Source organism: Escherichia coli DSM 30083 = JCM 1649 = ATCC 11775 (assembly GCF_003697165.2).
Lineage (GTDB): Bacteria > Pseudomonadota > Gammaproteobacteria > Enterobacterales > Enterobacteriaceae > Escherichia > Escherichia coli.
Map to the genome: position 1 here is coordinate 2,220,702 of NZ_CP033092.2, position 14,002 is coordinate 2,234,703.

Consider the following 14,002-nt stretch of genomic DNA (forward strand, 5'->3'; position numbering starts at 1 on the left):
ACTGTCATCAAACTGCCATTTGTGCACGCTAACAATAACGTGAAAACAGCTATCTCCCGGGGGCATACTATGAACGATCAAATGTTCGTCGAGACACTGATTATCACGTCATCGTTTTTTGCCATTGCTGCTGTGCTGGTTTTGTCCGTTCTGCTTATTGAACGGACAGGCTAGTTACGCAGTGCGGCGGAAATTGACCAGTTCTGGTTGCGCAATACGCAAATAATCCGCGGTTTTCAAAATAACGGATTTATCCAGCATGCCTGCATTGAAGGCGATTTCATCAAATCGTTCGAAGAGTAGGGGGTCGGCAACCAGTTTGAGTTTTGGATGGAAGCTGAAAGGGGGGATCGCGCCGAAGACACAGCCTGTGAGTTCATCGACTTCCGCCGGGCTGGCCAACGAAGCGCGTAATCCGCCTATATGGCTGGCGAGTTGGCTCAGATCGGCCTGTTGATCGGCAGCGAGGATCGCCAGAACATGTTGATTTACGCCATTGCCTTTGACTTTGCATACCAGTGCCTTAGCCCCCTGGCCTAAAGCGGTGCCACGAATTTCTGACACCGCTTCACATTTACCTACCGCTTCATGGGTAACGACGCGGAAGTTAGCACCTTCTTGCGATAATAAAGCGATTAACCGCTGATGCGTCACGCTTCCTTTAGCCATTTCAGTCATTTCATGCTCCTGAGATTACAAGCAAACAACCACAGAAGATTATCATGAACGGCTGTTTTTGTTCTGCTTATTGACATATAAACGCTCATCGGAAGCTTTATACGCATCATGTAACGTATCGTTTTCTTTCATCGCGTAAATACCGGAAGAGAAGCCGATCTCTTTCTGCGGCGCGATATGTTGCAGACGTTTTTCGATACGTTCAGGCAGTTGTGCTGCAATTTGCGGCGTCGAATCGACAAGAATGATGCAGAATTCATCGCCACCGAGTCGGATGGCATAATCACTTTTACGAATCGATTGTTTAATCGCCTGAGCTAATAACGTAATCGCTAAATCCCCCTCCTGATGACCAAGGGTGTCATTTATTTGCTTTAACTTGTCCATGTCAATTGCAATAAACATCACCGAAGAACCGGATTGCACCAGTTTCTGCAACCGCTGCTCCAGTTCAGGGGTTAAAATTTTGCGATTATACAGTCCAGTCATCGCATCACTAATATTTTCTCGCGACACATTTTGGTATAAACGGAAGTGCATCCGCACCATATTCAGCAAAATTAACGCCGTCAAAATCCAGAACAGAACGCTTTTCCACGAAGACGTGATAAAGTAAAGAATATCAATGGATAACGAGACACGAATGCCGCCCGGTAAGTCATGGACGTAACTGACATACTGGAACAGATTATCTTCGCTCTGGTTGATGATAATGTCGCGCCCCGAATCTGTATCAGTTAGCGTGACATTGAGAAAACGCCAGAGGAGAGGGCGGTCATGAGTGTAAAAGATATTCCGCAGATTGTTTTTGTTAATATCCAGCAGCACAATCCCTTTTAGCTGCCCTGCGACATATACCGGCGTCAGTAAACTCATCACGTTCTGTTTAGTACGCTGATCCTGGTAAATGCTCGATAATACGGTACGCCCGGTAAATACCTTTTCAATATCTTTGCGATCGATGCCAATACTTCCTGACTGCAGGAAGGACCAGTTATTCATCGCAAAGTACTCAACATTAACCGGCTCATAAAAATAGACATAGCGGTCATTGAGATCGAGATAATAGTGAAATTTCTCTTCGGCCATCCCAAGACCTGAACCGTAATCATCCTGGTGGCGGTTGCCTTCCACTGCCTGATCAAAAGCGGGTAATAGTGCAGCAGCTTCCACAATTGTGTCACAGTCAGTGGATGCGGTTTGTAGTGTGCCGCGTAAGCCAGGGTATTTATGGGCAGTCAGGTTTAAGCCATGGGTATTATTGGCAGACTCAAAAGCCTCGCAGATGGCGCGCCGCTGTTCTGGCGACACTTCCGACTGCTCAGCAGCGAGAGCGCGCATCACATGCGCGGCAATACTCTGATTCTGATACTTATCATAAAGAAAGGAGGAGTCTGCTCTCTGCACGATATAGCGCAGATAGGCACTCATTGCTCTGTCACTGGCGACAAGTTCAAAAATAAGGAAGGAAGATGTCAGCACAATGACACTTGCGGCGATAAAATGCCGGAGCATTCTATGGTGCAATTTCATGATAAATGGCACTCCTTCGGTTAGTGAAACGAGAAAACCAGATAAAGTTCGATTGCGGCCTGGCACAGGGGCGCTAATTATACTCATCTCTGCGCCGCTGGGGAGGGGAAATTTAGGGGTAATAGTAATAAATTGTATGCAAAAGCCACGCAAAAAGCATGGCTCTGAATATTTTTGCACTTAAATATGATGAATAATCACTTTGTTGCCCCCTTCGCTTTTCGCTTCGCGTAAGGCTTTATCTGCTTCCGTCATGACAAGCGAGATATTATGCGTGTCACCCGTTGAAAAAACCGTGCCAATACTGATGGTCATTTGTTCAGGAACATCATATCTGTTACTAAAGCCGGTCAGGAGTTCGACATTTTTACGCATACGTTCCGCAATGATTTTTGCCTGGGCACTATTGAGTTCGGTAAATAGCAAGCCAAATACCTCACCCTCCAGTCGCGCTAAAATATCATCGGGGCGGATGCTTTGCTGGATAATATCGACAATTGAAACCAGCACTTTATCACCCACACGATGTCCCCATTGGGCATTGATGCGTTTGAACTGATTAATATCAACCAGCATGACACAGAAGTCCTTAACAACAGGTCGCGACAATAATGACTCTACGCTGTTGAAAAAGTAGCGCCGATTATAAATATTGGTCAGCACATCATGAACTGCCAGTTTGCTGGAGAGTTGCAGTTCCTGAAAAATGTTATAAATCAGAAAAGACACAACAAACAGTTTACTGGAAACTTCAATCCCGCGACTGATATACCAGATGGTGTAATTATACTCATCCAGAGTCAGTAGAAGTAAGTTGCAGCATAGCGATGCCAGACATAATAATGCTATTAACGGCCATAGTTCGCTGGCTAATCGTGTACGCATGATAATAAAGAACAGTAAAAATGCCCACAAACAAACCAATATTTTTGTATAGTTGATTCCCCAGGTCGCAGTATGGTTGTCCGGACAGTAATCGACGACATACAAAGAATAGTCAGCGTTATAACTGCTCAGATTGTGTGCCAGAAGGGGAAAAACTAAAAAAGGAATCAGCGCCAGCAACAGAATGCCAGTTTTCTTCTTATTGTTGTCAAGGATGTTGTCTTTCCCATAACAAAAGAGCGCCAGCGAGGTTAAACAAATGAAACTGAGTTGGCGGAAAATATAGAAAATAGAAACATCATTCGACTTTGTCTGGATCAGTGTACTGCCGTTGATTGGTTTATGGATAATTACAATGGTTTCAACTAAATAGATAAGGCCACTTAAAAATGCAAGGCTTAAAATGAGTGTTGGTAAAATTTGTTTGTTAGTGAAATACTTCATTAACATGAAAAGGAAAATGACGGCGTTAAGGAAAAACAAAGCCACAACAACCATCAGGTAATTCATCTGTGGGATGAGTTTTACATTTGTATTTTCGTTATATAAGGTAGTGATGCAAAATAAAATTAACGTCAGCAATAAGCTGAAAATAAAAAAGCCTTGAGCTTTTAATTTTTGTGTACCCATAGAAACCATAAAAAGGAGAGCAATGTGAGTGCTGGATTTTATTGATGGCAGAGATATATAGTTTTGACTAGGATCAATTTTCGTTAACGATAAAAAATAATTAAAGAATAACCCCAGGGAAATACGTGTTGACCGAATCATTTTTCCGAATGATTGTTTTCTGGAACTAAATTGTGTAAAGGTTATGCTGTCATATTTAAAGCGATTGTAAGCTAATGTATGTAATAAATGAGATAATTTACAGTGAGCTAAAAATCAGCCAGGCGATAATGACCCGGCTGACAGTTTTAGTCTTTAGCTGTTGCATTTTGTTTATGAAACAGTTCACGGAACACCGGATAAATATCATCCTGGTCGCGGATATGCTGCATCGCAAAGTTGTCGAAAGTAGATTGCAGATGCTCATATTCTCGCCACAGTGTCTGATGCGCGCGACGTGTAATTTCGATATAGCTGTAATAACGAACAACGGGTAATATTTTTTTCGCCAGAATTTCATGGCAAAGCGGAGAGTCATCGGCCCAGTTATCGCCGTCTGATGCTTGGGCTGCGTAAATATTCCACTGTGCCGGGTTATAACGCTCTTTCACTACCTCATCCATCAGTTTTAGGGCGCTGGAAACAATGGTGCCGCCAGTTTCCTGCGAGTAGAAAAACTCATGTTCATCGACTTCTTTCGCCTGGGTATGATGGCGGATGTATACGACTTCCACGTTCTTATACGTTCTGCTGAGGAACAGATACAGCAGAATATAAAAACGTTTAGCCATATCTTTAGTGGACTGATCCATTGAACCGGAAACGTCCATCAGGCAAAACATCACTGCCTGGCTGGAGGGATCGGGCCGTTTTTCGTAGTTCTTGTAACGTAAATCGAAAGTGTCAATGAAAGGAACGCGTTCAATTTTGGCGCGCAATTCAGCAATCTCTTTGCGCAGCCGTTCCTCTTCCAGCAGTTGCGCAGGTTCACTGTTGCTGATGATGGCCAAATTCTCTTCCAGTGCATGAAGTTCCCGCCGCTTGCCCGCCGTCATGGCTGTGCGCCGCGCCAGTGAGTTCTGCAATGAACGTACAACGCTGATATTGGCCGGAACGCCGTTAGCGGTATAACCCGCCCGATGCGTTTTATATTCGGTCAGCTGGCGTTGTTGGTTTTGTTTCAGATTCGGTAAGGCCAAATCTTCAAAGAGCAGATCAAGATACTCATCTTTCGAAATCTGAAAGACAAATTCATCCTGACCTTCACCATCCTGGCTGGCCTGGCCCTGACCACTGCCGGAACCTCCGCCACCACCCTGGGGACGCTCAATTCGGTCGTTCTGGACGAAATGGTCATTGCCCGGATGCACGCGGTGGCGCAGGCCTCCACGCCCCTGATGAAACATCGGTTCGCTAATATCTTCCGTGGGAATGGATACGGACTCGCCGCTGTCGACGTCAGTCACCGAACGCTTATTTATGGCCTCGGAGATCGACTGTTTAATTTGCGCTTTATAACGGCGTAAGAAACGCTGGCGATTCACCATGCTTTTATTTTTGCCGTTCAGACGCCGGTCAATAAACCAGGTCATATGCCCCCCGTACTACATTTGCCAACGGTATGCTACGCCTGTGTTGCCGCTTCTCTGGCCCACGGTTCGCTGTCGCTGTAGGCCCGGTAGCATGTGTACCGGGCCAGGGTTGTTAAGACGATTTACGTACGCGCAAATACCATTCGCACAGTAAACGCACCTGTTTACGGGTGTAGCCTTTTTCCATCATACGGTCGACAAAGTCGTCGTGTTTCTTCTGCTCGTCGGTTGACGTTTTGGCGTTAAACGAAATAACCGGCAACAGCTCTTCGGTATTGGAGAACATTTTCTTCTCGATAACCGTGCGCAGTTTTTCATAGCTGGTCCAGTTCGGATTACGTCCGCTGTTATTCGCTCTGGCTCGCAGTACGAAGTTAACAATCTCGTTGCGGAAATCTTTTGGATTACTGATCCCCGCCGGTTTCTCGATTTTCTCCAGCTCGGCGTTAAGAGACTCGCGGTCAAACAACTGCCCGGTATCCGGATCGCGATACTCCTGATCCTGAATCCAGAAATCCGCGTAGGTAACATAACGGTCAAAAATGTTCTGCCCATATTCTGAATAGGATTCAAGGTAGGCCGTCTGGATCTCTTTGCCGATAAACTCGGCATATTTCGGGATCAGATAACCTTTCAGGAACTCCAGATAGCGTTCTGCCTGCTCTTGCGGGAACTGCTCGCGCTCGATCTGCTGTTCCAGGACGTAGAACAGATGGACCGGGTTTGCCGCCACTTCTACATGATCGAAGTTGAACACGCGGGAGAGGATCTTAAACGCAAAACGCGTCGACAGACCGTTCATCCCTTCATCGACACCGGCGTAGTCACGATATTCCTGATACGACTTGGCTTTGGGATCAGTGTCTTTCAAACTTTCACCATCATAAACCCGCATCTTTGAATAAATGCTGGAGTTTTCTGGCTCTTTCAGACGCGAAAGAATAGAAAAACGTGACAGCGTTTCCAGCGTGCCAGGGGCGCAGGGGGCGTGAGTCAATTCACTGTGATTAAGCAATTTCTCGTAGATTTTGATCTCTTCGGAAATGCGCAAGCAATACGGCACCTTCACGATGTAAACACGGTCGAGGAAGGCTTCGTTGTTTTTGTTATTACGGAAAGTGACCCATTCGGATTCGTTCGAGTGGGCGAGAATAATCCCGTTGAACGGCAGGGCGGAGATACCTTCCGTCCCGTTGTAGTTACCTTCCTGGGTGGCGGTTAACAAGGGATGCAGCACTTTTATCGGTGCTTTAAACATCTCGACAAATTCCATGATCCCCTGATTGGCGCGGCACAGCGCACCGGAATAGCCGTAGGCGTCCGGGTCATTCTGCGCGTAGTGTTCGAGTTTACGAATATCGACTTTCCCTACCAGGGCGGAGATGTCCTGGTTGTTCTCATCGCCGGGTTCCGTTTTGGCGATGGCAATTTGTTGCAGAATTGACGGCCAGACCTTCACTACCCGGAACTTAGTGATATCGCCACCAAATTCATGCAGGCGCTTTGCCGCCCACGGCGACATGATGGTGCCGAGATAACGGCGAGGAATGCCATACTCTTTTTCCAGAATCTGCGCATCTTCCTGCGGATTGAAAAGACAGAACGGATGATCGTTGACCGGGCTACGCTCACCGTTGGCGCTCAATACATAAATCGGTACGAGCTGCATTAATGATTTCAGTCGCTCAGCAAGCGATGATTTACCCCCACCCACAGGCCCCAGCAGATACAGGATTTGTTTCTTCTCTTCCAGCCCCTGAGCCGCGTGTTTCAGATAAGAGACAATCTGTTCAATCGCGTCTTCCATGCCGTAAAACTCTTCAAACGCCGGATAACGTGCAATGACCCGGTTAGAAAAGAGTCGAGAAAGTCTGGGTTCCTGGGCTGTATCGACCATGACAGGCTCACCAATAGCCATCAATAGCCGCTCAGCCGCGTTGGCATAAGCACTGCGATCTTGCCGACAAGTGGTAAGAAACTCCTGCAGTGTGAACTCTTCGTCCTTGGCAGCTTCATATCGCTGGCGATAGTGATCGAATATATTCATGGTATGCCGTCCTTTCGTTTTTTAGCACAGGTTAAGAGCCGTTCATATGAATAGTTGAGGCTCCCGGAAGAGGTAAACTGAACGACGTCTCTTGCTAAAACACAGCAACTCTCATGCCATTTTATTGACGATGAGAACAACGTGCCCGGTGATACACCTTCAAAATTAAGCGTAGATGGCAAATGGAAAACTTGCCTGCACGGCTTTCTTAATTTCAATGGCATATCAACAACTCATCCATAAATTTTGCATAATTAATGTAAATAATAGGGTCGCCGGTAACGCTAAATTCATTTGGCTGTAAGCGTGGTGTCATCTGCGTCAGGAAAATTAAACAGTTACTATAAAAAATGAAAACGTAAAAAGGTTGGGTTTCGATGTATTGACGGGTAAACTTTGTCGCCCGCTAAACATTTGTTTAAGGAATGATTAATTGTGACCAAACTCAAACTTCTGGCACTTGGAGTGCTTATCGCAACGTCTGCAGGCGTAGCGCACGCTGAAGGTAAATTTTCCCTGGGCGCAGGCGTAGGTGTCGTTGAACACCCATATAAAGATTACGATACCGATGTTTACCCAGTACCGGTAATCAACTATGAAGGCGATAACTTCTGGTTCCGTGGCTTAGGTGGTGGTTACTACCTGTGGAATGACGCAACGGACAAACTTTCAATTACCGCTTACTGGTCGCCGCTTTACTTCAAAGCTAAAGACAGTGGCGATCACCAAATGCGTCACCTGGATGACCGTAAGAGCACCATGATGGCTGGTCTGTCTTATGCTCACTTTACCCAGTACGGTTACCTGCGTACCACCCTGGCTGGCGATACCCTGGATAACAGCAACGGCATCGTCTGGGATATGGCCTGGTTGTATCGTTACACCAACGGTGGCCTGACCGTGACTCCGGGTATTGGTGTGCAGTGGAACAGCGAAAACCAGAACGAATACTATTATGGCGTATCGCGCAAAGAGTCCGCTCGCAGCGGTCTGCGTGGCTATAACCCGAACGACAGCTGGAGCCCTTACCTGGAGCTGAGCGCCAGCTACAACTTCCTCGGTGACTGGAGTGTTTACGGTACCGCGCGCTACACCCGTCTGTCTGATGAAGTTACTGACAGCCCAATGGTGGATAAATCCTGGACTGGCCTGATTTCTACCGGGATCACCTACAAATTCTGATAATGCATTTTTCCAGGGCATTTTGTGCATAAAAACAGGGCGTCATGCCCTGTTTTGCATTACGGTGGTGCAATACCTGGGAGGAAGCAATGCAACAAAAAATGATTCAATTTAGTGGCGATGTCTCACTGCCAGCCATAGGGCAGGGAACATGGTATATGGGCGAAGATGCCAGTCAGCGTAAAACAGAAGTTGCTGCACTACGCGCGGGCATTGAACTCGGTTTAACCCTCATTGATACCGCCGAAATGTATGCCGATGGCGGTGCCGAAAAAGTGGTTGGGGAAGCATTAATCGGTCTGCGTGATAACGTCTTTCTCGTCTCTAAAGTCTATCCGTGGAATGCTGGCGGGCAAAAAGCGATAAATGCATGCGAAGCCAGTTTACGCCGTCTCAATACTGATTATCTCGATCTCTACTTATTACACTGGTCTGGCAGTTTCGCTCTCGAAGAGACTGTCGCAGCGATGGAAAAATTGATCGCCCAGGGAAAAATCCGCCGCTGGGGCGTTTCTAACCTTGATTATGCCGATATGCAGGAACTCTGGCAGCTGCCGGGGGGAAATCAGTGTGCCACTAATCAGGTGCTTTACCATCTCGGTTCACGAGGGATTGAGTACGATCTACTTCCCTGGTGCCAGAAACAGCAGATGCCGGTGATGGCTTACAGTCCATTAGCCCAGGCCGGGCGGTTGCGCAATGGACTGTTAAAAAACGCGGTAGTCAACGAAATTGCACATGCTCACAATATCAGTGCGGCACAAGTATTGTTGGCGTGGGTAATCAGCCATCAGGGTGTGATGGCGATTCCAAAAGCGGCAACTGTCGCACATGTCCAACAAAATGCGGCTGTGCTTGAGGTTGAACTTTCGTCAGCGGAATTAGCTATGCTGGATAAAGCGTATCCGGCACCAAAAGGAAAAACTGCGCTGGATATGGTGTGATGTTGATACGTGCCGGATGCATCGCACCCGGCACACAATATTAACGCAAATTAACGTTTCGCAACGCGAATGGATTGCGCCAGATGTGCAGGTTTCTCTTTGGTGACTTTTTGCGTTTCTGAAGCGTAAGCCGTTTCTACACAAACAAAGGTCTTGTAGCCATCATCCGGCATATCGCCCATGCTAACTGAAAGCGCCGGTCCTGGGTTCCAGCCTACAACGTTCAGATGATGCTGGTGGCCTACGGCGATAATACGATTCAGCGCTTCGTCATTAATTACGCTGCAATCTTGCGGATTCAGATACACGCGATCGGTACGGTCAGGGAAGGTCTGAATACCGTCGGTCAGTACATCTTCTTTCGCGTCATTTACTTTATCAATGAAGCGATCGCCTAGTCCACTGACGCTTACCTTAGCGATATCACCCACGTTAAAGTAGGTATGCAGAGCAGAGGTAGTTTCAAATTCGCCGTGTGCTTCAAGATCGATTTCACAGGTTTTACCCACGTGGAAATGCGCTAACAGCGTAAAGTCGTGCGGCCAGAATTTTTTCGTCTCTTCGCTTTGTGTCAATTCAAAAGTCAGCGCTACGCCATCAGCATCTTCACGATGTGATTTCAGCGCCCACGGCAGGTTGCGGGCAAAACCGTGCGCAGGCAGACCTTGTTGTGCAGCCGGACCAAACCACGGCCAGCAAACCGGTATGCCACCGCGAATGGCGACGCCATTTTTGAACGGTGTGTTGTTACTCAACCACAGAACTTCTTCTTCACCCGCAGGTTTCCACGAGAGAAGGTGTGCGCCCTGTAATGCAAAAGAGGCTTTTACCTGGGGATGATCGACCACAATGAGGTCCAGTTCATCCAGTTTACGACGGGAGAGGACAGGGGAGATTTGTTCGATGACCGGAAGGGCAAAAATTTTCTTAATCATGACGCAGTCCTTTAACTTCATTTTATCAGGTAAAAAAAAGAGCGACCGAAGTCGCTCTTTTTAGATCACAGAGTCATCTCAACTTATTTGGAGATGTGAGCGATCAGGTCCAGAACTTTGTTGGAGTAACCGGTTTCGTTGTCGTACCAGGATACCAGTTTCACGAAGTTGTCGTTCAGAGCGATACCCGCTTTAGCATCGAACACGGAAGTGCAAACTTCGCCGTTGAAATCGGTAGATACTACGTCATCTTCGGTGTAGCCCAGAACGCCTTTCATTTCGCCTTCAGCAGCAGCTTTAACGGCAGCTTTGATCTGCTCGTAAGTTGCAGCTTTTTCCAGACGAACGGTCAGGTCAACTACGGATACGTTCGGGGTCGGAACGCGGAACGCCATACCAGTCAGTTTGCCATTCAGTTCTGGCAGTACTTTACCTACAGCTTTAGCAGCACCGGTAGAAGACGGGATGATGTTCTGGGAAGCGCCGCGGCCGCCGCGCCAGTCTTTGTGAGACGGGCCATCAACGGTTTTCTGAGTAGCGGTAGTAGCGTGAACGGTGGTCATCAGACCTTCGATGATGCCGAAGTTATCGTTGATAACTTTAGCCAGCGGAGCCAGGCAGTTGGTGGTGCAGGAAGCGTTGGAAACGATGTCCTGGCCAGCATATTTGTCGAAGTTAGCGCCTTTAACGAACATCGGAGTGTTGTCTTTAGACGGACCAGTCATAACCACTTTCTTCGCACCAGCGGTGATGTGTTTACGAGCAGTTTCGTCAGTCAGGAACAGACCAGTTGCTTCAGCGACAACGTCAACACCAACTTCGTCCCATTTCAGGTTAGCCGGATCACGTTCAGCGGTAACACGGATTTTTTTACCGTTAACGATCAGATGACCGTCTTTCACTTCAACGGTACCGTCGAAACGGCCGTGAGTGGAGTCATATTTCAGCATGTATGCCATGTAATCAGCGTCTAACAGGTCGTTGATTGCAACGATCTCGATGTCAGAACGTTTCTGAGCAGCACGGAAAACAATGCGACCGATACGGCCAAAACCGTTGATACCTACTTTGATAGTCATATATTCCACCAGCTATTTGTTAGTGAATAAAAGGTTGCCTGTAAAATTACAAAAACCTTACGCAGCGTCAAGCGGAATCGTGTCAATCATTGCGACAAATCAATCCTGTGCCTAAGCATTACGCGACTGACTCGCCTCACTCTTCCTTTGGGCTTGAGACCACATGGGGTCGGCGCCCCGAATTTTAAAGGGCAATTACGATAAAAATGTGATTTTCATCACGATTTAGGTGCAGCCATTTCGTCGAGATCAAGTTTAGGACAAAATTTTGCCAGTTGGTGTTAATGTTTTGTTAGAATCAGTCACGTAATGTGAGCACGATTAAAGTGAGATGTGAGCAAATGGCTAATAAACCTTCGGCAGAAGAACTGAAAAAAAATTTGTCCGAGATGCAGTTCTACGTGACGCAGAATCATGGGACAGAACCGCCATTTACGGGTCGTTTACTGCATAACAAGCGTGACGGCGTATATCACTGTTTGATCTGCGATGCCCCGCTGTTTCATTCCCAAACCAAGTATGATTCCGGCTGTGGCTGGCCCAGCTTCTACGAACCGTTGAGTGAAGAATCTATTCGTTATATCAAAGACTTGTCGCATGGAATGCAGCGCATAGAAATTCGTTGCGGTAACTGCGATGCCCATCTGGGCCATGTCTTTCCTGACGGGCCGCAGCCAACGGGCGAACGTTATTGTGTTAACTCTGCTTCTTTACGCTTCACTGATGGCGAAAACGGCGAAGAAATCAACGGTTGAAAAAACGATTCAGCAACTTATTCCACAGGAGCGGAAAAATTATGAATCTTGATGACATTATCAACAGCATGACGCCTGAGGTATACCAGCGTTTGTCGACCGCCGTTGAACTGGGGAAATGGCCTGATGGCGTTACGTTGACCGAGGAACAAAAAGAGAACTGCCTGCAACTGGTGATGCTGTGGCAAGCCCGCCATAATACCGAAGCACAGCATATGACAATTGACACAAATGGTCAGATGGTCATGAAGAGCAAACAGCAGTTAAAAGAAGATTTTGGTATCTCAGCAAAGCCTATTGCCATGTTTAAGTAAGTGGTTTATCCCCTTTTTGCCGCGGTTATAAAGGGGATAGCCAACAATGACCCCACGACTCATCTCAATTATCTCGCCCCGACCTGGCTAAGTCCCAGTCCGATCTCTTGCAGTCGCGTTCACACCTGAATGACTTCTCATGAACTTAAGTCTCAGGCCTATTTGGCCGGGAATCCCTCTCGAATTTGCTCTTTTTGCGTCCCGCCTTCCATCAACCTGTAACAGCCCCAGCCATTTTCTGCGTAATTGTGATCCAAGTTGTAAAACGCAGATCATTATCTGTGTTTTACAGATTTGATGTTGACCTCAAAAATCATGTGGGTAAGTATGATGACCATCTAAGCAAAACAAAACACAGAGGATGACGCAATGAAAGCACTGGCTCGGTTTGGCAAGGCCTTTGGCGGCTACAAGATGATTGATGTCCCACAACCCATTTGTGGCCCGGAAGATGTCGTGATTGAAATTAAAGCCGCGGCAATCTGCGGCGCAGACATGAAGCACTACAATGTCGATAGCGGTTCTGATGAGTTTAACTCTATCCGCGGCCATGAGTTCGCAGGTTGTATTGCGCAGGTTGGTGAAAAAGTCAAAGACTGGAAAGTGGGGCAACGCGTCGTGTCGGATAACAGCGGTCACGTTTGCGGTGTTTGCCCGGCCTGTGAACAAGGTGATTTTCTGTGTTGTACAGAAAAAGTAAACCTTGGTCTGGATAACAATACCTGGGGCGGTGGTTTTTCCAAATATTGTCTTGTTCCTGGTGAAATTCTCAAAATTCATCGTCATGCGTTGTGGGAAATCCCTGATGGTGTTGATTATGAGGACGCAGCCGTACTTGACCCTATTTGTAATGCCTACAAATCCATCGCGCAGCAAGCGAAATTCCTCCCTGGTCAGGATGTGGTCGTCATCGGCACTGGCCCACTCGGGCTGTTCTCCGTACAAATGGCGCGGATTATGGGGGCGGTAAATATCGTCGTCGTTGGTCTACAAGAAGATGTGGCGGTCCGCTTCCCGGTTGCAAAAGAACTGGGTGCGACGGCAGTAGTAAATGGTTCTACCGAAGATGTGGTGGCGCGCTGCCAGCAAATTTGTGGCAAAGACAATCTGGGACTGGTGATTGAATGCTCTGGTGCCAATATCGCACTGAAACAAGCCATCGAAATGCTCCGTCCGAACGGGGAAGTGGTACGCGTTGGAATGGGCTTCAAACCTCTTGATTTCTCGATTAATGACATTACCGCCTGGAACAAAAGCATCATTGGGCATATGGCCTATGACTCCACCTCATGGCGTAACGCTATCAGGCTATTAGCCAGCGGCGCGATCAAAGTCAAACCGATGATCACGCATCGTATCGGCCTGTCGCAATGGCGCGAAGGGTTTGATGCGATGGTCGATAAAACTGCAATCAAAGTGATCATGACTTACGACTTTGATGAATAACTA

13 protein-coding genes are annotated in these 14,002 nt (G+C 47.3%); 6 read left to right on the forward strand and 7 right to left on the reverse strand.

Annotation, left to right across the window (positions count from 1 at the left end; genetic code table 11):
• Positions 1 to 69: 69 nt before the first annotated feature.
• Positions 70 to 174 carry a small membrane protein YoaI gene (yoaI, locus tag EAS44_RS11795; protein ID WP_000999628.1) on the forward strand — a complete coding sequence of 35 codons (105 nt, stop codon included), beginning with the start codon at positions 70 to 72 and terminating at the stop codon, positions 172 to 174.
• Here the strand turns inward: yoaI and yeaK are convergent, their stop codons facing one another.
• The 5 genes from yeaK to yeaG form a co-directional block, all read right to left on the reverse strand.
• Complete coding sequence (gene yeaK, locus EAS44_RS11800; RefSeq protein ID WP_000138051.1) at positions 175 to 678, reverse strand: mischarged aminoacyl-tRNA deacylase; 504 nt, start codon at positions 676 to 678, stop codon at positions 175 to 177.
• Positions 679 to 720: 42 nt separating this feature from the next.
• Positions 721 to 2,211: a diguanylate cyclase DgcJ gene (gene dgcJ, locus EAS44_RS11805; protein WP_000766137.1), complete on the reverse strand. Its 1,491-nt coding sequence runs from the start codon at positions 2,209 to 2,211 to the stop codon at positions 721 to 723.
• Positions 2,212 to 2,391: 180 nt separating this feature from the next.
• Complete coding sequence (gene cdgI / locus EAS44_RS11810) at positions 2,392 to 3,867, reverse strand: GGDEF domain-containing protein (protein WP_000621391.1); 1,476 nt, start codon at positions 3,865 to 3,867, stop codon at positions 2,392 to 2,394.
• A gap of 146 nt (positions 3,868 to 4,013) precedes the next feature.
• Positions 4,014 to 5,297: a YeaH/YhbH family protein gene (yeaH, locus tag EAS44_RS11815; protein ID WP_000219684.1), complete on the reverse strand. Its 1,284-nt coding sequence runs from the start codon at positions 5,295 to 5,297 to the stop codon at positions 4,014 to 4,016.
• Between the two features lie 112 nt (positions 5,298 to 5,409).
• Complete coding sequence (gene yeaG / locus EAS44_RS11820; protein ID WP_001019882.1) at positions 5,410 to 7,344, reverse strand: protein kinase YeaG; 1,935 nt, start codon at positions 7,342 to 7,344, stop codon at positions 5,410 to 5,412.
• A gap of 435 nt (positions 7,345 to 7,779) precedes the next feature.
• On the opposite strand from yeaG, the gene mipA reads away from it, so the two are divergent.
• Together mipA and yeaE are read left to right on the forward strand one after the other, a co-directional pair.
• The gene (gene mipA, locus EAS44_RS11825) at positions 7,780 to 8,526 is read left to right on the forward strand and encodes a scaffolding protein MipA (protein WP_000163771.1); all 747 of its coding nucleotides are present in this window, start codon (positions 7,780 to 7,782) and stop codon (positions 8,524 to 8,526) included.
• A gap of 89 nt (positions 8,527 to 8,615) precedes the next feature.
• Positions 8,616 to 9,470 (forward strand): methylglyoxal reductase YeaE, encoded by an 855-nt coding sequence (gene yeaE / locus EAS44_RS11830; protein ID WP_001332110.1) that lies wholly within the window; start codon positions 8,616 to 8,618, stop codon positions 9,468 to 9,470.
• Between the two features lie 50 nt (positions 9,471 to 9,520).
• Here the strand turns inward: yeaE and yeaD are convergent, their stop codons facing one another.
• Positions 9,521 to 10,405 carry a D-hexose-6-phosphate mutarotase gene (yeaD, locus tag EAS44_RS11835; RefSeq protein WP_001350665.1) on the reverse strand — a complete coding sequence of 295 codons (885 nt, stop codon included), beginning with the start codon at positions 10,403 to 10,405 and terminating at the stop codon, positions 9,521 to 9,523.
• A gap of 83 nt (positions 10,406 to 10,488) precedes the next feature.
• Positions 10,489 to 11,484, reverse strand: coding sequence for a glyceraldehyde-3-phosphate dehydrogenase (gene gapA, locus EAS44_RS11840; RefSeq protein WP_000153502.1), 996 nt, complete (start codon positions 11,482 to 11,484; stop codon positions 10,489 to 10,491).
• A 341-nt stretch (positions 11,485 to 11,825) separates the two neighbouring features.
• Between gapA and msrB the strand changes: the two genes are divergently transcribed.
• The 3 genes from msrB to ydjL all read left to right on the forward strand — a co-directional run bounded on the left by msrB (position 11,826) and on the right by ydjL (position 13,999).
• Positions 11,826 to 12,239 carry a peptide-methionine (R)-S-oxide reductase MsrB gene (gene msrB, locus EAS44_RS11845; protein ID WP_001284614.1) on the forward strand — a complete coding sequence of 138 codons (414 nt, stop codon included), beginning with the start codon at positions 11,826 to 11,828 and terminating at the stop codon, positions 12,237 to 12,239.
• A gap of 41 nt (positions 12,240 to 12,280) precedes the next feature.
• Positions 12,281 to 12,553, forward strand: coding sequence for a YeaC family protein (yeaC, locus tag EAS44_RS11850; protein WP_001046792.1), 273 nt, complete (start codon positions 12,281 to 12,283; stop codon positions 12,551 to 12,553).
• Positions 12,554 to 12,922: 369 nt separating this feature from the next.
• Positions 12,923 to 13,999 carry a zinc-binding dehydrogenase gene (ydjL, locus tag EAS44_RS11855; protein WP_000645197.1) on the forward strand — a complete coding sequence of 359 codons (1,077 nt, stop codon included), beginning with the start codon at positions 12,923 to 12,925 and terminating at the stop codon, positions 13,997 to 13,999.
• The last annotated feature ends 3 nt before the right edge of the window (positions 14,000 to 14,002 follow it).